We start from the raw sequence: 18,090 nt of genomic DNA, 5'->3' as shown, positions 1-18,090 counted from the left end.
CACCTTCACAGCAGGGCGGTGGCCGCGTCGACGGCGGCCGCCACATCGTCGTCGGCCGGGTAGAGCAGCGCGCGTCCGGCCACCAGTCCGCGCACGCCGGGCAGTTCCAGCGCCTTCTGCCAACCGGCGTAGGCCTGTTCGGGCGGCGCCTCACCGCCGAGCAGCAGCACGGGCAGCGTGGTGGCGTCGAGGACCCGGTCCATCTCCTCGACGACCGGGATCTTCAACCAGGTGTACGCCGAGGTCGCGCCGAGCGCCTGACCGATGCTGATCGCCCGGATGAGCGCCTCGGGGCGCTGGTCGAGCTGCGTCCGGCCGTCGACCCGGCTCACCGGCAGCGGCTCGACCATCGCCATCAGGCCGCGCCCGGCCAGCGCCGTCACCGCGCGGCCGCACGCCTCCAGGGTGTTGACCGTGCCGGGGTCATCGAGGTCGATGCGGCACAGCATCTTGCCGCCGTCGAAGTTCATCGCGGCGATCGTCTCGGCGTCGTAGCCGGTGAACCGGTCGTCCAGCTCGAACACCGAGCCGGTGATGCCGCCACGGTTCATCGATCCGATGACGAGCTTGTCGTGCAGGACGCCGAGGAGCATGAGGTCCTCGACGATGTCGGCGGTGGCGAGCACACCGTGCACGCCGGGGCGGGCAAGCGCTACGCAGAGCCGGTCGAGCAGGTCGGTCCGGCTGGCCATCGCGTCGGCCCGGCCCCGGACCCCGATCGTGCCGCGGGCCGGATGGTCCGCGGCGATGATCATCAGCCGCTGGTCACCCCAGTCGGACAGCCGCCGTCGGGACCGCGCGGACTCCACGACCGACGCGGGGCGGCTGGCGCGGCGCCGGACCAGTTCACCGACGCGGGCACTGGCATCAGACATCCGGATTCTCCCCGAGCAGGGCCGACACCTCGTCGGCGGTGGGCATGGCAGCGGAGCAGGCCAGCCGGGAGGCGACGATGGCTCCCGCCGTGCTGGCGTACCGCAGGGTGTGACGCAGCGGCCAGCCGGCGAGCATGCCGTGGCAGAGCGCGCCGCCGAACGCGTCGCCGGCACCCAGGCCGTTGACCACCTCGACCGGAGTGGGTGGCACCCGTACCCGCTGGCCGTCGGCCGTGCAGCCGAGCACTCCCTTCGGTCCGAGTTTCACCACGGCCAGGGCGACACCGAAGTCGAGCAGCGCCTGCGCGGCCCGCTCCGGATCATCTTCACCGGTGGCCACGGCGCACTCCTCACGGTTGCCGACGGCTACGCTCACCGCCCCACTGGCGAGCGCGGCCCGGTAGTGCCCGGTGGCCTCCGCGGCCGAGGACCAGAACATCGGCCGATAGTCCAGGTCCAGCACGATCGGTCCGCGGCGATGGGCAAGCACCGCGTGCAGCGCGGCGCGGCTGGGCTCGGCACACAGGCCGGTGCCGGTGAGCCAGACGATCCGCGCCGCACTGAGCACGTCCAGGTCCAACTCCTGCGCGGCGATCTCCAGATCAGGAGCCTTGGGTTCGCGGTAGAAGTACAGCGGAAAGTTGTCCGGCGGGAAGATCTCACAGAAGGTGATCGGCGTTTTGAGATGCGGCACCGGCCGGACGAACCGGTCGTCGACCCCGTACTCCCTGAGCGCGGTTCGCACGAAGTCGCCGAACGGGTCGTCTCCGGTGCGCGTCACCACCGCGACGTGCCGCCCGAGTCGGGCGGCGGCGACTGCGACGTTGGTCGGCGATCCGCCGAGGAACCGGCCGAAGGTGTCCACCTCGGACAGCGGGACACCGGAACGCAGCGGGTAGAGGTCGACGCCGCACCTACCGACGGTGATGAGGTCGAAGTCGATCACGACGGTAGTCCCCGCAGATAGGCCAGGCAGGCGGCAACCTCGGTGACCGGTCCGGCCCCGGCCGGCGGTTCCCGGTCCAGGACGAGGTCCTGCTCCAGCACGTACCAGCCGGCGTAAGCGGCCTCCTCCAGCGAGGCGACGATGGCGGCAATGTCCACGTCACCCTGGCCGAGCGGGCGGTAGAGGCCCTGCGCGACCGCGTCGCGGTAGCTCACCGCACCGGCACGGACCCGCTGGGCCTGCCCCGCGTCGACGTCCTTGAGATGCACGTGTTTCACCCGCTCCGCGGCCTTGCCGGCCAGCCGCACCGGATCGCCGCCGCCGGCCAGCACATGGCCGGTGTCCAGGCAGAGCCCGATGCCGGAGCCGTCGAGCAGCCGCTCGATCTCCTCCGGTTTTTCGATCATGGTGCCCACGTGCGGGTGCAGCGTAGCGGTCACGCCGGCGTCGGCGGCCACCCGATCGAGCAGGTCAAGGTTCGACAGCAGGGTCCGCCAGCCGTCGGCGTCGAGCTCCGGGCGGGAGTCGTATCCGTCGAGCCCGGTCGCCGCGGCGAGGACGAGGACACCGGCCTCCGCCGCCCGGAACTGCTGCAGGGCGGCGGCGACCTCCGACACCGGATCCTGGGTCGATCCATGCAGCACCACCGGCAGGAATCCACCGACGGCCCGTAGTCCGTGCCGTCGCAGTGTCTCCTGGCGGGCCGCGCCGTCCGCAGGCAGGAACCCGTCCGGGCCGAACTCGCTGGCCGTCAACCCGAGTGCCGCCATCTCCGCCAACACCCGGTCCACGTCCAACTGGTGGCCCCAGCCGGGCACCTCACACACGCCCCAGGAGATGGGCGCGCCCGCCAGTCGCCGCGTCATGCCAGCACCACCGAGTGCTTCAGCCCGTTCGCGGGGCCGCTGGCGCGGATCTCTTCGACCCGTACGGGCCGGCGCTCACGCCGCGAGCGGTCGGCGGCCTCGGCGATGTAGAGCGCCTCGAGCGCCTCGGAAACCGTGCACGCGCTGCTACGCCGACCGGCCACATAGTCGAGGAACGCGTTCATCTCCGCGGTGTAGGACGCGCTGAAGCGCTGCCAGAAGTCCGGCCACGGCTCACCGCTGGGATAGGTGACACCGGGTTCGGCCGAGCGCAGCGGCGCCCGGTCGTCAAGACCGACGACGAAGGTCGCTTCGGTGCCGGCGAGTTCGGCGCGCACGTCGTAACCGCCGCCGTTGTACCGCGAGCCCTGCAGGGTCGCCAGGGTGCCGTCGGCGAACGTCAGGATGGCTACGGAGGTGTCGACGTCGCTTGCCTCGGCGAAGAGGCTGGCGCCCCGGTTCGCGCCGGTGGCGTAGACCTCGACGACCTCCTGGCCGGTCAGCCAGCGGGCGATGTCGAAGTCATGGATGTGGCAGTCGCGGAAGATGCCGCCGGACAGCGGGATGTACTCGGCCGGCGGAGGCGTCGGATCGGCGGTGAGCAGATGCAGCCGGTGCAGGGTGCCGACCGCGCCGCTGCGCAGCGCCTCCCTGGCCGCTCGGTAACCCGCGTCGAAGCGGCGCTGGAACCCCACCTGCACGCGGCCGTCGGCCGCCGCCACCCGCTGGGCGATCTCGACCGTGCGGGCCAGATCGGCCGCGACCGGCTTTTCGCAGAACACGGTCAGCCCAGCGTCGACCCCGCGCTCGATCAGGTCGGCGTGCGTGGCCGTGGGCGTGGCGATGACGATGCCGTCGAGGGACGTGGCGAACACCTCGTCGATCGGACCGGCAGCGCGTACGCCAAGGCGTTCCGCCACGTCACGAGCGCGCTCGGGCATGACATCGCCGAGCACGAGCTCGGTCACCTCGGGGTGACTCGCGAGCAACTGGGCGTGTGTCGCACCGATGCGTCCGACGCCGAGCAGTCCAATGCGCATGAACGAATACCTCCCACGTGTCGAACATCGGTGGCGGCAGGCGCCAGCACGATGCATGCCATGATTCGTAGTCCCCGTCACACACCGAAGTCAAGACTTTGTCAGGACATTCTGATGTCTGCTAACTTGTTGGTGTCAGCATCAGGGTCTGCGACGAAGCGTGAGGAACCATTGACCACTTCCCTGTCGATCACGCTCGACCGGACGAGTCCGGTCCCGTTGTACTTCCAGGTCGCCCAGCAGATAGAGGCGATGATCGACGCCGGCACCCTGCCCGCCGGCCACCGGCTGGACAACGAGATCCAGCTGGCCGATCAGATGGGTTTGTCCCGCCCGACATTGCGGCAGGCCATCCAGCACCTCGTCGACAAGGGGCTGCTGGTGCGCAAGCGTGGGGTCGGCACCCAGGTTGTGCACAGCATGGTGAAGCGGTCGGTGGAGTTGTCGAGCCTCTACGACGACCTGGCGATGGCCAGCAAGCGACCCACCACCACCGTGCTCGACACCGCTCGCGTTCCGGCCGATGACGACATCGCCTTCGCCCTGCGGGTCCCGGCGGGCACGGAGGTGGTGTACGTGCAGCGGCTGCGGTTCGCGCAGGGGGAACCCCTGGCGATCATGCGCAACTGGCTGCCGCACGGGCTGACCGACCTCACCGTCGAACGGCTGGAGCAGCGCGGCCTCTACGAAATGCTGCGCGCCGCCGGCGTCCACATGCGGGTCGCCAACCAGCGCATCGGCGCGCGCGCCGCGACCCTCGCGGAGGCGAAGCTGCTGCACGAACGGCGTGGCGCACCACTGCTGACGATGACCCGTACGACGTACGACGACAACGGCCGTGCCGTCGAATACGGCTCGCACGTCTATCGGGCGACGCTGTACACCTTCGAGATCGCACTCGTCGAGCGCTGATCGTGACGCATGCGCCGTCGCCCGGCCCCGCGTCGCGGGACCGGGCGACGGTGTGTTCAGCTTCGGGGAGTCCAGCCGGTCGGGTCGACAGCCAGATCGAGATCCTCAGCGATGTCGTCCCACTCGACGAACTTGAAGTTCGTCGTGGTGCGCGGCTCGCCATTGCCGTCGAGCACCTCAGGGCCGTCGAAGCCGTCCTGGACGACGAACAGACCCTCGTCGAACTGGTCACCGAGCGGCACGTTCATCACCATCGCCCCGTCGCACTCCTCCGAGCCGTCCGGGTGGGTGGGGTCGGAGTGCGGCCCGACCCGGAACGAACCGAGGAAGGTGTTGGCGCCGGAGCGCTGATACACCACGAACGTGTTGTCGCCCTGACTCGACGCCAACAGGTAACCCTTGCCGTTGGCCCGGTAGTAGATGGTCAGGCCCTCGACGTCGGCCGTGATGTGCGTGCCACCGTAGCCGGGATCGGGGCCGGCCTGGTAGCACTCCTCGGTCACCGGGTCGTAGGCGAGCGGGAGGCCGAACTCCTTCACCTTGTCCATCAGGACCGGAGTCCCGGTCAGAGTTGCCGACACCTTCCAGATACCGACGTCCTCCTGACCGGCGTAGAGCACACCGCTGGTGGCGTCGACCACCATGCCCTCGACCTGCGGCAGGTCGCCAGGGTCGTCGCACGGCGTCCAGGTGCTGCCGTTGGGCAGCGCGAAGCTCTGCGGCAGGGTGAGGCTGCGAACCTTGTGGTAGGTGACGGTCCCGGCCGGGGTGACGGTGAGCTCCAGAAGCGTCACGGCGGTCTCGTGCCGTTGGCTCACCAGCGCGTAGTTGCGCCCGGTCGCGCGGTCCTTCCACGTCGCCAGCCCGTAGGCCGTGCGCCCGTCGTTGACCTCTCCCGCGTTCGCGGAGAACACCAGCGGAGCCGCCGCGTTCGTCACATCGGTGAGCGCCGTGCTGCCACCGGCCGGGTTGATCCGGTAGATCCGCAGCGTGTCACGGCCACGGTCGGTCGTCACGGCGAGGTCGACGGTGGCGCCACCGACCCGGACCCCGTACAGCAGGTCCACGTTGTTGAATCGGCCGGGCTCGTCGTCCGGCCCCGGAGCTGCCGGTGCCGCGATGCTCTGCACCAGCCCACCGGACAGGTTGTAGACCCGCAGGCCACCTTCCTTGGCGGTCCCCACCACCAGGCTCTTGGCCGAGTTGGTCGGATGCACCCAGATCGCAGGATCGTCGGCATTGGCGTCGCCGCCTGCGGCATCGTCGAACAGTGTGGGCGTCTCGAGTTCCGCCTTGATGGTCGGAACGGCCATGGCGGCGGCCGGCGTCGAGGTCGACGCCACGACAACTACCGCTGTCAGGCAGAACGAGGCCGCCGTCAGCAGACGGCGGTCGGGTTTGAAGCGCATTGTGCCTCCCGGACGTGGGACGGGGATGAGGGAGAACCTTGCGGTCACGGACGTTACATCAGCATGTCCTTACAAACAATAGTCACGACATATTGGCAGGGCCTGATGCCGGGACAGGCCGACGGCGTTGGCTATCAACAGCGTGTAGCCGAGCTCGGCGGCCTGCCGGATGGCGGCCTCGGCCAGTTCGGCGAAGCAGGCATCGATGGCCAGTGATTGACGGGACGTCCGCCGTGCCTCTATAACGTCATATGTAGATTGACAGACCTCTGGAGACGGCATGACTCGTCAGGCCACCATCCACCCCTACCGCCCCCTCCTGCTCGCCCTCGCCCTGCTCGTCGGTGTCCTAGCCGCCCCGGCTACCCCGGCCGCACCGGCCCAGGCCGCGCCCGCCAAGCCACCGCCCCTGACCACCCCATGGACCAGCCAGGCGTTGGTCGGCACACCGCTGCCGGAGTACCCACGTCCGCAGATGACCCGCGCGGACTGGCTCAACCTCAACGGGGAGTGGCAGCTACGACAGTCCGCCACGGACGACGCCCCGCAGTTCGGCACCGATCTGCCCGAGCGGGTCAACGTGCCGTTCCCGGTCGAGAGCGCCCTGTCCGGAGTGCAGCGCGCCGCGAACGACAACCGTAACTACCTGTTCTACCGTCGTACCGTCACTGTGCCGGCGAACTGGTCCGGACGGCGCACCCTGCTGCACTTCGGCGCGGTCGACTGGCAGACCACGGTCTGGGTCAACGGCACGCAGGCGGGCCGGCACACCGGGGGGTACGACGCCTTCACCTTCGATGTGACCCCGTACCTCAGCACGGGGTCCAACGAGATCGTGGTCAAGGTCTGGGACCCCACCGACACCCGGCAGAACGGCAGCCTGCCGCCCATCGGAAAACAGACCAAACAGCCGGGTGGCATCTTCTACACCCCCAGTTCCGGCATCTGGCAGACCGTCTGGCTGGAACCCGTGCCGACGGCCTCGATCAGCAGCGTGGACGTCTACCCCAACCTCGCCAACAACACGCTGCGGGTCCGGGTCTTCACCCGGGGCGACGTCAGCGGTCACGATGTCCTGGCCGAGGCGCTGAACGGCGCCACCGTGGTCGGGTCGGCCATCGGCGGCTTCACCGACTTCAGCGTGCCGGTGCCCAACGCCCGCCGCTGGTCACCCGAGGACCCGTTCCTCTACAACCTCCGGATCACCCTCCGCGACGCCCGTGGCGCGCAGGTCGACCGGACCACGCACTACTTCGGCATGCGGGAGATCACCACGGGCGTGGTCAACGGCGTGCTGCGGCCGAAGCTCAACGGCCAGTTCGTCTTCCAGGTCGGCACCCTCGACCAGGGCTACTGGCCGGACGGGGTCTACACCGCGCCGACCGACGCCGCGCTCGCCTTCGACCTGCGCAAGCACAAGGATCTCGGCTTCAACATGGTGCGCAAACACATCAAGGTCGAACCGCAGCGCTGGTTCTACCACGCCGACCGGCTCGGCCTGCTGGTCTGGCAGGACATCCCCTCGATGACCGCCCAGGACATCAATCCCACCGACGCCCAGCAGGCGCAGTTCGAGGCCGAGGCACGGGAGATCGTCGACGAGCACCGCAGCTCCCCCGCCGTGGTGGCCTACACCGCGTACAACGAGGGCTGGGGGGAGCGCGCCCTCTCCGACACCCGCCGCGTCGCGCAGAACATCAAGAACCAGGACCCCACCCGACTGCTCAACCCGCACAGCGGCTACAACTGCTGCCAGTCCCTCGGCAACCCCGGCAACGGCGACCTCGACGACTGGCACATCTACCTGGGGCCCGACTCGCCCTCACCCTCGAGCACCCGGGTAGCGGTGCTGGGTGAGTTCGGCGGCCTGGGCCTGCACACCCCGGGCCACGAGTGGAGCCCCAGCGGTGAGTTCTTCGCCTACGAGTGGCAGACCAATCCCACCGCACTCACCGATCGGTACGTCGGACTGGTGCAGGGCGTGCAGAACCTCATGCTCGGCAAGGGGCTCAGCGCCTCGATCTACACCGAGATCACCGACCTCGAGGGTGAACTGAACGGCTTCCTGACCTACGACCGCCAGGTGGTCAAGATGGACGAGGCGCGGGTCCGCGCCGCCAACACAGCGTTGATCAATGCCTCGAGGACGGCGGGTGGCGCGACGCCCGTCGCGCTGCCGGTCGACACCCGACGGTCGTTCCAGGTGACGACCCCCGGCTACACCAACCGCTACCTGCGCCACCAGGACAGCCTGGCCTACACCGAAGTGGTCAACGCCGGCAGCCCGGCACAGCTGAAGAACGACGCGACCTACACCGTCCGCCCCGGACTGGCCGATGCCACCTGTTACTCGTTCGAATCGATCAACTTCCCGGGCCAGTACCTCCGGCACGCCGAGTCCCGGGTGCGCAACTCACCGAACGACGGGACGGCGCTGATGCGCGCCGATGCCACCTGGTGCGCCCGGGTCGGGCTCACCGGCACCGGCGTCTCCCTGGAGTCCTACAACTACCGCGGCAAGTACCTGCGCCACTACGACGCCCAGGTGTGGCTGAGCAACGGCACCGGCGGCGCGGCGTGGAACACGCCCGCCCTCTGGGCCGCCGACAGCACCTGGAACATCACCACCCCCTGGGCCCCCTGACGGGCGACGCCGCGGGGCCGGCCGACGGCGGCCCCGCGGCGTCGATCCGCGCGCGGAGGGTAGTGGACGCTCGAGGTGAGCAGGCGCAGCCCTCCTGCCTGGCCGGGTTCCACCGGGCCCTGAGGCCGCCTCAGCGCACCTCGAGCTCGAAGAGGGAGTAGCCGTACTCGTTGAAGCGTTGGGTGCAGTACACCCGGACGTAGCGGCCGGGCACCTGGGCGGTAGTGACGCTGACGGCCCCGCCCTGGCCGGCGGAGGTGGAATACACGGACTTCCAGGCCTTTCCGTCGGTCGAGACCTCCACCCGGTAGCGCACCGCGTGCGCCCGTTCCCAGCGCAGCACAATCTCACTGATCTGCCAGCGGGAACCGAGGTCCACGGTCAGCCACTGCGGGTCGCTGAAGCCACTGCTCCACCGGCTCTCCCGGTCGCCGTCGACGGCCTCAGCCGCTTCGAAGAGCGGGCCCTCCGAACTGGATGCGGTGGCGCTGCGGCCGAGGGCCAGGTTACGGCGGGTCGAATTGGCCGAGGCCGAGACGGTGGAGGCGGAGGCGGAGGGGCCGGCGGAAGGGCCGGCAGAGGGGCCGGCGGTGGGCGTGGCGGCGGCGGACGGGCCGGCGGAGGGCGAGGTCGACGGCGTCTTCTGGGTGGACGCGCCCGTCGACGGGCTCGCGCCGGCGGAGAGCGGGGCCGGTGGGGCGGGTGGTGAGCCGGCCGGCGCCGGCGGGGCGACGGCGGTGGCGGTCCGGTTGGGTGCCAGGATGGCCGCCTGTGGGTCGGCGTCCCGGTTGCGCAGGAGGCCGGCGGTCGTCAGCCCGGCGAGCAGGAGCGCCATGGCGAGGACGGCCGGCAGAAGGAAGCGCCGGCGGTGCCTCGGCGGGAGATGCCGGCGGTGCCTCGGCTCAACGGTCGCCCGCAGGTGCGGGACGGGCTCCTCGCCCAGCAGCATGGCGAGCAGTTTCGGCGCGGTCGGCCGGTCTGCCGGATCCTTCGCGAGGGCCAGCAGCACCGGAGCTCGCAGCGACTCCGGCAGCCCGTCCAGACGTGGCGGCTGGGCCAGGCCGCTGCCGGCGGCCGCGGTGGACGAGTCACCGAGGAACGGCGTGCGGCCGGTGCCGGCGTACGCGATGACGCAGCCCCACGCAAACACGTCGGCCGCCGGGGTCACCGGCGTCCGCGCCTCGACGGACAACTGCTCCGGCGCCAGGTAGGCGACCGTGACGTCGGTACGGGTGTGTTGGCTGGTCGCCTCGAACGGCCGGGCGATGCCGAAGTTGATCACCTTGGGGCCGCCCGGTGGCAGCAGGACATTGCCCGGCCTCAGGTTGCGGTGGATGACCCCCGCGCCGTGGATGCCGGTCAGCGCGGTGACGACCCCCACCGCCAGCGAGTGCAGCTCGCCACCTTGCAGTGGACCCCGCTCCGCGACGACCTCTTCCAGGCTCGGGCCGTCGACGTACTCCACCACGAGGTAGGGCGGATCGTGATCAAGGTCGGCGCCGATGAACTCGGCCGTGCAGGCCGACGGCACCTGGCGGGCCCGCTCAGCCTCGCTGCGGAACCGGCCGCTGAACTCGGCGTCGGCGGCGAGGTCGGCGTGGATCAGTTTGATGACCACACGGCTGCCGTCCGCGCCCTCGGCGAGGTAGACGGCCAACCGGCCGCCGGTGCCCAGCCGGCCGATCAGCTGGTAGGCCCCCAGCGTGGCGGAATCGATCGAGAGTAGTGGATGCACGCCACCAGCGGTGTCCACTTTGTGCCTCCCCAATCGTAGTAAGCCCGCTACGGTATACCAGGTCACGGCATGATCCGCAAAGATTCGAGGGCCGCCCGGCTCGTGGGCGGAGCCGACTTACGGCAACCGGACGGTGGACCTTGGACCGCCCGAGGCGGCTGCTCCGCCAGCGAGGAATCCATACCGGGGATATCGCCTGAATCACGGAGCGTGACATGAGGGGTGCGACCCGCCCGACACACCATCTGGGGTTGTTCTTTTGCCGCAACACCCATATATGGTGTTGCTCGTAGCTGGTTCGACCACTGGTTCAGCCATGGTCGAGGCAAGAGGGAACCCGGTGTGAGTCCGGGACTGCCCCGCAGCGGTGAGTGGGAACGACCGCCGTCAAGAAGCACTGGACCGGAGAGGGTCTGGGAAGCGACGGCCAGTAGGAGACCGGGGTTCCCCGGCCGTGCCCGCGAGTCCGAAGACCTGCCAGCGCACCGCATGCCGTCCGGCGTGCGGTGGTCGGAGGCCGCGCGGGACGGTCGACGCCATCAGCCGGTCCCCCGGCGGACGACTCCGCCAGGGGGCGGTGGCGTCTTCTGCGCGCCCGCCGATCGTGCGGAGAGCGCGTGCGGAGGGGACATGACGACTGTGCAGAAGATGGCTGCGTCCGAGCAGGAGGCGCCGGAGCGGCGCCGGCACGCGATGCAGGTACGGAAACGCGACGGCGACACCGAACCGGTCGATGTCAACAAGATCGTGAGGGCGGTCGAGCGGTGGGTGGCCGATCTCGACGAGGTGGACCCGCTGCGGGTCGCCACCAAGACAATCAACGGCCTGTACGACGGCGCCACCACCGCCGAACTCGACAAGCTCTCCATCCAGACCGCCGCCGAACTGATCGGCGAGGAGCCGCAGTACTCGAAGCTCGCGGCGCGGCTGCTGGCTGCGTACGTGGACAAGGAGGTCCGAGGGCAGGGCGTCGCCAGCTTCAGCCAGGCGATCCGGCACGCCTACGACCAGGGACTCATCGGCGACGAGACCGCGGCGTTCGTGGCCCGCAACGCCCGCAAGCTCGACGACGCCGTCGATCTCAGCGGCGATCTTCGGTTTGAATACTTCGGCCTGCGGACGGTCGCGGACCGTTACCTGTTGCGACACCCACAGTCGCGGCTGGTGTTGGAGACTCCGCAGTACTGGCTGCTGCGGGTCGCCTGCGGCCTCTCCGAGACCCCCGGTGAGGCGATCGGCTTCTACCGGCTGATGTCCTCGCTGGCATACCTGCCCAGTTCGCCGACGCTGTTCAACTCCGGCACCCGGCACACCCAGATGTCGTCGTGCTTCCTGGTGGACTCGCCGCGCGACGAGCTCGACTCGATCTACGAGCGTTATCACCAGGTGGCGCGGTTGTCGAAGTTCTCCGGCGGCATTGGCATCTCCTGGTCCCGGGTACGCGGGCGGGGCGCCCTGATCCGCGGCACCAACGGCCGGTCGAACGGGATCGTGCCGTTCCTCAAGACCCTCGACGCGGGCGTCGCGGCGGTCAACCAAGGCGGCCGGCGCAAGGGCGCGGCCTGCGTCTACCTGGAACCGTGGCACCCGGACATCGAGGAATTCCTTGAGCTGCGCGACAACACCGGCGAGGAGTCACGCCGCACGCACAACCTCAATCTCGCCAACTGGATCCCGGACGAGTTCATGCGCCGGGTCGAGGCGGACGCCGACTGGTCGCTGATCGACCCGTCGGACGCGCCGGAGCTGCCGGACCTGTTCGGCGAGGACTTCGAGGCCGCCTATCGGGTCGCGGAGAAGAAGGCGGTCAAGACCGTCAGGGCCCGCGACCTGTACGGGCGGATGATGCGGACCCTGGCCCAGACCGGCAACGGCTGGATGACGTTCAAGGACCCGTCGAACCGGCTGTCGAACCAGACCGGCGCTCCCGGCAACACCATCCATCTGTCGAACCTGTGCACCGAGATCCTCGAGGTCAACTCCGACGACGAGACCGCGGTCTGCAATTTGGGCTCGGTCAACCTCGGCGCTCACCTGAACGCGGACGGGATCGACTGGGACAAGCTTCGTGAGACGGTGCGCACCGCGGTCATGTTCCTGGACCGGGTCATCGACATCAACTACTACCCCAGCGAGGAGGCCGCCGCGTCGAACCCCCGCTGGCGGCCGGTCGGGCTCGGGCTGATGGGCCTGCAGGACGCCTTCTTCGCGCTACGGCTTCCGTTCGGCTCCGCCGAAGCCACGGAGCTGTCCACCCGAGTGCAGGAGGAGATCTTCCTGACCGCGTTGGAGACCTCCACCGGGCTGGCCGAACGGTTCGGCGCCCATCCGGCGTACGCCGAGACCCGCGCGGCCCGCGGGGAGCTGCACCCCGACCTGTGGGGTGTCGAACCCACCCAGACGCAGCGGTGGGCCGCCCTGCGGAACCGGATCGCCGCGCACGGTCTGCGGAACTCGTTGCTGGTGGCGATCGCGCCGACTGCGACGATCGCGTCGATCGCCGGCTGTTACGAGTGCATCGAGCCGCAGGTCTCCAACCTGTTCAAGCGCGAGACCATGTCCGGTGAGTTCCTGCAGATCAACACCTACCTGGTACGCGAACTGAAAGCCCGCGGCCTCTGGACCGCTCCGATCCGCGAGCAGATCAAACGCGCCGAGGGTTCTGTGCAGGGCATCACCGGCCTGCCGGCCGACGTCCGAGAACTGTTCCGCACGGCCTGGGAGCTGCCGCAACGCGCACTGATCGACCTGGCTACGGCCCGGGCGCCGTACATCGACCAGTCGCAGTCGCTGAACCTGTTCCTGAGTGCACCGACGATCGGCAAGGTCTCGTCGATGTACCTATACGCCTGGAAAGCCGGGCTGAAGACCACGTACTACCTGCGCTCGCGCCCCGCGACGCGCATCCAGCAGGCCACCGTCTCCCTCTCCCCCGCGACGAGTCCGCCGGCTGCCGGCCTCGATCCGGCGGTGCCGGACGAGGAGGCCCTGGCCTGTTCCCTGGAGAACCCCGAGAGCTGCGAGGCCTGCCAGTGATGACCATTCCCGAACCCCGTACGACCGATGACGTCCCCGCCGCCAGGCAGCGGCTGCTCGACCCCGGCATGGATCTGACCCTGCGCCCGATGCGCTACCCGCACTTCTTCGACCGGTTCAAGGACGCCATCAGGAACACCTGGACCGTCGAGGAGATCGATCTGCACTCCGACCTCGCCGACCTCGCCAAGCTCTCCCCGGCGGAGCGGCACCTGGTGTCCCGGCTGGTCGCGTTCTTCGCCACCGGCGACACGATCGTCGCCAACAACCTGGTACTCAACCTCTACCAGCACATCAACTCCCCCGAGGGCCGGCTCTACCTCTCCCGGCAACTGTTCGAGGAGGCCGTGCACGTCCAGTTCTACCTGAACCTCCTCGACACCTACGTCCCCGACGATCACGAACGCTTCGAGGCCTTCGCCGCCGTCGAGAACATTCCGTCGATCGCCCGCAAGGCCGAGTTCTGCTTCAGGTGGATCGACTCGATCTTCGAACTACGCGAGTTGAGGACCCGCGACGACCGCAGGATGTTCCTGCTCAATCTGATCTGCTTCGCCGCCTGCATCGAGGGCCTGTTCTTCTACGGCGCCTTCGCGTACGTGTACTTCCTGCGTTCCCGCGGCGTTCTGCAGGGCCTCGCGTCCGGCACGAACTGGGTCTTCCGCGACGAGTCGATGCACATGGCGTTCGCCTTCGACGTCGTCGACACGGTCCGTGCCGAAGAACCCGACCTTTTCGACGACGCCATGGTCCAACAGGTCAGGGACATGCTCGCCGAGGCCGTCGAGTGCGAGGTGCAGTTCGCCGCCGACCTGCTCGAGCAGGGCATCAGCGGCATGTCCCTGGATGACATGCGCGAGTACCTGCAACACGTCGCCGACCGCCGGCTCGCCCAACTGGGCATCGATCCGCTCTACGGCAGCCGCAACCCGTTCGCGTTCATGGAACTGCAGGATGTCCAGGAGCTGTCGAACTTCTTCGAACGGCGCGTCTCGGCGTACCAGGTGGGCGTGACCGGAAGCGTCAGCTTCGACGACGAGTTCTAGCTCAGCCGGCTGTTCACCGCTGTCCTGGGCTGCGATGTCGCCCAGGACAGCGGTGCGCTGGTCTCGCCCGTGGTGCTGATTCGCTCGGCGGCCGGATCCTCAACCGATCGACTCCGTGTCCGAGGTACCCGGGTAGTCCGTAGTCCGTAGTCCGATGGTGGTCTGGTCGACGTCCGCGCGCCTGACGGGGGACGTGCTCTGTATGGGCCGGAGGAGGGTAGGCCGATTCGGCGGAGACCGATTCGGCGGAGGGCCCCCTACGGAAGCCCGTCCGTCCCGTCCGCGCTGGTCCGCGCTGGTCCCGCCGCCAGCCGCCACCCTGCTGCCAGCCGCCGCCCTGCCGATCCCGCCCGCGAATGCCGCAGACGCCGACACGTCGACGGAGTCCCCACCCACCCATCTCGAGCTCGAAGACCCGCACGACTTTTGCCCGGCCCTAAGTGGCCACCTGCCGAGGCACCACCGCGCTGGCCTTTCAGGCATTAATCCGCAGTTCACCCTACGAATGCACGACTTTTCCGAAGCCGCGGATGCTGACTGGAGGGGCAATTAGTGACACGAGCCGAAATGACCCTGCATAACGATCGGCTGGCTGGGGCCGAAATGCCCTGGGTACGCACGGGCTGTTCAGGACGCTCAACACCATGCGCGACGGCGCGAGCCTGCGCCTGCGCCTGCGCCTGCAGACCTAACACGCACCGCCGCCACCCGTAGCGCTCGCCGCGCGGTGGTTCTGCTACCCCGATGCGGTCCGACCGCCTGCACCTCGACCTGCCCCGCCACCGGCATTCCAGGCCGTGGGAAGACCCGCTGACCGAGCAGGGGATCCGAGAGCACCGCCCGCTGCGGTCCGCGCGACAGTGGAGGCCGACAGCGCCGATACCTACGCCGGACGATCGGTGGCTACCTGAACACCTTCGGCGGACGGATATCAATCAAACCTGACCCGAGGGGGATTCAAAGCTGTCGAGGCGCCTTGATTTCATGCCCGAACGGTCGAGCCCCGTGACGCTACAGTAGTGACCGCCAGTGCGGTTCTCGTCGCCGTTAGAACCAACCGATCGTCGATGGTTCGCAGCAACGACCCGCACCGGCCCACACATGCGGCGCACCGTAGCGAGCAATTCGAACAATTCACCTGCCCGCCTCTACAAACTGTGGTCGAGGCCCCCGCACACGAGACAAACCGGCGTCGCGCAACAAGGTGCGTTGACCAGCCTCGGAACGCAAAACGCGAGCTGAGAGATCTCTCGCCACCCCGGTGTGAGTCCGATAGGCGCTGTGACTGATCATGTTGGTGCGATGCGAGCGATCACAGAGTCCACATCGGAGCGTAGTGCCTTGTTTGCGTTGTGCCGAAGGGGAATTTCTGTACGTTGACGCGCCGCGTGTCCAACCTGGTGGAAGGGAGAGCACGGACAAGTACCCGGCGGCTACCGCGGTGACGCTGAACTGGTCAGTCGCTACCGCATAGCCGTCGACGGCACCGAGCCACCACCTGCGGGAATTCCCCCGCGACCACCGCGGCACTGCCGGTGCCGGGTCCGGAATCGCCCGCCTCCGCACCGATACAGACCAACTGAACATGCAACCCCGGAGGAAAACTGATGAACGACTCCGTCGACCGTCGCAGGTTCCTCGCCTCCGCCGTGCTCGGATCCGCGGGCGTCGTGGCGGGCGTGAGCCTGCTCAATTCGAGCACCCGCGAGGCGGTGGCCCAACCAGCACGCCTCGCCCTGTCACCGGCACCGAACTTCGGTCTCACCAAGTTCCGTGACTCGCTGCGAATTCCGCCGTCGATCCGGCCGCACTCGTCGCGGCGTCAGGACATGATCACGGTCAACATGACGAACACGCGGATGCGGCTGCACTCGCAGCTGCCCCTGACCGCACTCTGGACCTACGAGGGGCACTTCCCCGGCCCGACCATCGAGGTGCGCAGCGGCAGGCAGCTGCGGGTGGCGTGGCACAACGACCTTCAGGAAACGATCCCGCTCGTCGCGGTGCGGGTGCCGTTCGCACAGCCGTCAGCGGCGAACACGCCCGGCTACCTCAACCCGGACGGCACCCGGGCCGCCGGGGTGGAACTGATCGACGGTGTCGCCGACCTGCCGCCGTGGACCGTCGTGCACCTGCACGGCGCGCTGACGAACGCAGGCAACGACGGCTGGGCGCACAACGGCATTCGGGCAGGGAGCGCGCAGCTCACCGAGTACCCGAACCGGCAGGCGGCCACGACCCTCTGGTACCACGACCATGCGATGGCCGTGACGCGCTTCAATGTGTTCGCCGGGTTGGCCGGCATGTACCTGGTGCGCGACGACGAGGAGGACGGGCTGAGGCTGCCGAAGGGCGACCACGAGATCCCGCTGATCATCGCCGATCGCAACCTCGACACCGACCCGGTGACCGGTGCGCTCACCGGCCAACTGCTCTTCAAATACCAGTATTTGACCGCCACCGGCACGACCGCCCCCGTCACCGGGCCGTTCACCCTCGTCAACGGGGTCATCTGGCCACATCTCGACGTCGATGCGCGCTGGTACCGCTTCCGCGTGCTCAACGCGGCGAACGCGCGGTTCTTCCGCCTCGACCTGGTCGACGAGGCGGGAGTCGTGGTGAACGACGCGGTGCGGATCATCGGGACGGACAGCGGCCTGCTGCCCGCCCCGGCGCCGCTGCCCGCGGGCGGGCTGACCGTCACCCCGGGGGAACGAGTCGACCTGCTGATCGACTTCAGCCGGTTCAAGGGGCAGCACCTGCGCCTCACCAACACCGGTGCCTCGGTCGAGCCGGACATCATGGAGTTCCGCGTCGAGAGCCGCGGGCGAAACGACTCGTTCCTGCTGCCGGAGCAGCTGTCGCCGGCATACCGGCGGCTGGTTCCCGGCACGACCGTGCCGGTGGACCACGACGAGGTGTTCGTGGCGACGATCCCGCCCGGCACGGCCGGTAAGGCGCACCCGCAGATGTGGGAGCTGAAGGAGATCACCGATCCGGCCGAGCTGCCGACGCAGTTCCCGGCGGAGGGGATCATCCAGATCACCGATCCGGCCACGGGGGCGGTTCGGACGTTCCGGAGGGTCGCGAGCCTGTTCGACGACACGAGGACGATCTTCATCAATCAGGGCCGGTGGGTGGTGTGGAACCTGATCCAGCTCGGCGGCCCACCGCACCCGACGCACATCCACATGGCGCGGTTCCAGCTGCTGAACCGGCGAACCTACGGCAACCTGAAGCCCTTCGACATCGCGGCCGGCGGCACCACCACACCGCTGCCCGTGCCGGGCGACGGCCCGCAGATCCAGAGCTACGAGGAGGGCTGGAAGGACACGTTCCAGCTGCGGCAGGGTGAGTGGCTCACGATCGCCGGCCAGTTCGAAGGCGCGAGCGGTGAGTTCATGTACCACTGTCACATCCTCGACCACGAGGACGAGGGCATGATGCGGCCGTTCGTCGTGCACCCGCCCGAGATCGCCCGGTTCCACATGCACCCGGGGGGATCCGGTCACGGCGGCGTCTCAGGCCACGGCGGCCACTCGTAACATCCACACGGTGGCCGGCCCAATCACGACAGGGCC

12 protein-coding genes and 1 riboswitch are annotated in these 18,090 nt (G+C 68.9%); of the genes, 6 read left to right on the top strand and 6 right to left on the bottom strand.

The annotated features are described in order from the left end of the window. Nucleotides 1–5 precede the first annotated feature (5 nt). Genes SNR22_RS06765 through SNR22_RS06750 form a run of 4 tightly spaced genes read right to left on the bottom strand, consistent with a single transcriptional unit; the run spans nucleotide 6 to nucleotide 3,727 of the window. Nucleotides 6–875 (bottom strand): aldolase, encoded by an 870-nt coding sequence (locus tag SNR22_RS06765; protein WP_320065588.1) that lies wholly within the window; start codon nucleotides 873–875, stop codon nucleotides 6–8. Beyond that, nucleotides 868–1,821: a 5-dehydro-2-deoxygluconokinase gene (iolC, locus tag SNR22_RS06760; protein ID WP_320065587.1), complete on the bottom strand. Its 954-nt coding sequence runs from the start codon at nucleotides 1,819–1,821 to the stop codon at nucleotides 868–870. The genes SNR22_RS06765 and iolC overlap by 8 nt, the downstream gene beginning before the upstream one ends. Continuing rightward, the gene (locus SNR22_RS06755) at nucleotides 1,818–2,687 is read right to left on the bottom strand and encodes a TIM barrel protein (protein WP_320065586.1); all 870 of its coding nucleotides are present in this window, start codon (nucleotides 2,685–2,687) and stop codon (nucleotides 1,818–1,820) included. Before SNR22_RS06755 ends, iolC begins: the two co-directional genes overlap by 4 nt. Further along, nucleotides 2,684–3,727, bottom strand: coding sequence for a Gfo/Idh/MocA family oxidoreductase (locus SNR22_RS06750; RefSeq protein WP_320065585.1), 1,044 nt, complete (start codon nucleotides 3,725–3,727; stop codon nucleotides 2,684–2,686). The genes SNR22_RS06755 and SNR22_RS06750 overlap by 4 nt, the downstream gene beginning before the upstream one ends. Before the next feature lie 171 nt (nucleotides 3,728–3,898). Here SNR22_RS06750 and SNR22_RS06745 point away from each other — a divergent pair, with 171 nt between their 5' ends. Further along, on the top strand, nucleotides 3,899–4,639 hold the full coding sequence (locus tag SNR22_RS06745; RefSeq protein ID WP_320065584.1) for a GntR family transcriptional regulator: 741 nt from the start codon (nucleotides 3,899–3,901) through the stop codon (nucleotides 4,637–4,639). 56 nt (nucleotides 4,640–4,695) lie between these two features. Here the strand turns inward: SNR22_RS06745 and SNR22_RS06740 are convergent, their stop codons facing one another. Next, entirely contained in the window at nucleotides 4,696–6,048 is a 1,353-nt protein-coding gene (locus tag SNR22_RS06740; RefSeq protein WP_320065583.1) for a phytase, read from the bottom strand. Nucleotides 6,049–6,111: 63 nt separating this feature from the next. Between SNR22_RS06740 and SNR22_RS06735 the strand changes: the two genes are divergently transcribed. Next, complete coding sequence (locus SNR22_RS06735) at nucleotides 6,112–6,264, top strand: hypothetical protein (RefSeq protein ID WP_320065582.1); 153 nt, start codon at nucleotides 6,112–6,114, stop codon at nucleotides 6,262–6,264. A gap of 64 nt (nucleotides 6,265–6,328) precedes the next feature. Then, nucleotides 6,329–8,692 (top strand): AbfB domain-containing protein, encoded by a 2,364-nt coding sequence (locus SNR22_RS06730; RefSeq protein ID WP_320065581.1) that lies wholly within the window; start codon nucleotides 6,329–6,331, stop codon nucleotides 8,690–8,692. Between the two features lie 130 nt (nucleotides 8,693–8,822). On the opposite strand, the gene SNR22_RS06725 is transcribed toward SNR22_RS06730, so the two are convergent. After that, complete coding sequence (locus SNR22_RS06725; RefSeq protein WP_320065580.1) at nucleotides 8,823–10,445, bottom strand: serine/threonine protein kinase; 1,623 nt, start codon at nucleotides 10,443–10,445, stop codon at nucleotides 8,823–8,825. Nucleotides 10,446–10,704: 259 nt separating this feature from the next. After that, nucleotides 10,705–10,924, top strand: a riboswitch (cobalamin riboswitch). 133 nt (nucleotides 10,925–11,057) lie between these two features. Here SNR22_RS06725 and SNR22_RS06720 point away from each other — a divergent pair. The 3 genes from SNR22_RS06720 to SNR22_RS06710 all read left to right on the top strand — a co-directional run bounded on the left by SNR22_RS06720 (nucleotide 11,058) and on the right by SNR22_RS06710 (nucleotide 18,054). Further along, entirely contained in the window at nucleotides 11,058–13,463 is a 2,406-nt protein-coding gene (locus tag SNR22_RS06720; RefSeq protein WP_320065579.1) for a ribonucleoside-diphosphate reductase subunit alpha, read from the top strand. Further along, nucleotides 13,463–14,509: a ribonucleotide-diphosphate reductase subunit beta gene (locus SNR22_RS06715; RefSeq protein ID WP_320065578.1), complete on the top strand. Its 1,047-nt coding sequence runs from the start codon at nucleotides 13,463–13,465 to the stop codon at nucleotides 14,507–14,509. Before SNR22_RS06720 ends, SNR22_RS06715 begins: the two co-directional genes overlap by 1 nt. 1,607 nt (nucleotides 14,510–16,116) lie before the next feature. Next, a complete protein-coding gene (locus tag SNR22_RS06710; protein WP_320065577.1) occupies nucleotides 16,117–18,054 on the top strand; it encodes a multicopper oxidase family protein in 1,938 nt (645 codons plus the stop codon). Nucleotides 18,055–18,090: the final 36 nt, after the last annotated feature.

The organism is Micromonospora sp. RTGN7 (assembly GCF_033804645.1).
Taxonomy (GTDB): Bacteria; Actinomycetota; Actinomycetes; order Mycobacteriales; family Micromonosporaceae; genus Micromonospora.
The sequence above is the reverse complement of the archived record's forward strand: the minus strand, read 5'-3'. Positions and strand labels throughout refer to the sequence as shown.

Coding starts and splice junctions, on each gene's coding strand:
- SNR22_RS06765 (WP_320065588.1), bottom strand. CDS start 875: ATGTCTGATGCCAGTGCCCGCGTCGGTGAACTGGTCCGGCGCCGCGCC.
- SNR22_RS06755 (WP_320065586.1), bottom strand. CDS start 2,687: ATGACGCGGCGACTGGCGGGCGCGCCCATCTCCTGGGGCGTGTGTGAG.
- SNR22_RS06750 (WP_320065585.1), bottom strand. CDS start 3,727: ATGCGCATTGGACTGCTCGGCGTCGGACGCATCGGTGCGACACACGCC.
- SNR22_RS06740 (WP_320065583.1), bottom strand. CDS start 6,048: ATGCGCTTCAAACCCGACCGCCGTCTGCTGACGGCGGCCTCGTTCTGC.
- SNR22_RS06735 (WP_320065582.1), top strand. CDS start 6,112: ATGTCCTTACAAACAATAGTCACGACATATTGGCAGGGCCTGATGCCG.
- SNR22_RS06730 (WP_320065581.1), top strand. CDS start 6,329: ATGACTCGTCAGGCCACCATCCACCCCTACCGCCCCCTCCTGCTCGCC.
- SNR22_RS06720 (WP_320065579.1), top strand. CDS start 11,058: ATGACGACTGTGCAGAAGATGGCTGCGTCCGAGCAGGAGGCGCCGGAG.
- SNR22_RS06715 (WP_320065578.1), top strand. CDS start 13,463: ATGACCATTCCCGAACCCCGTACGACCGATGACGTCCCCGCCGCCAGG.
- SNR22_RS06710 (WP_320065577.1), top strand. CDS start 16,117: ATGAACGACTCCGTCGACCGTCGCAGGTTCCTCGCCTCCGCCGTGCTC.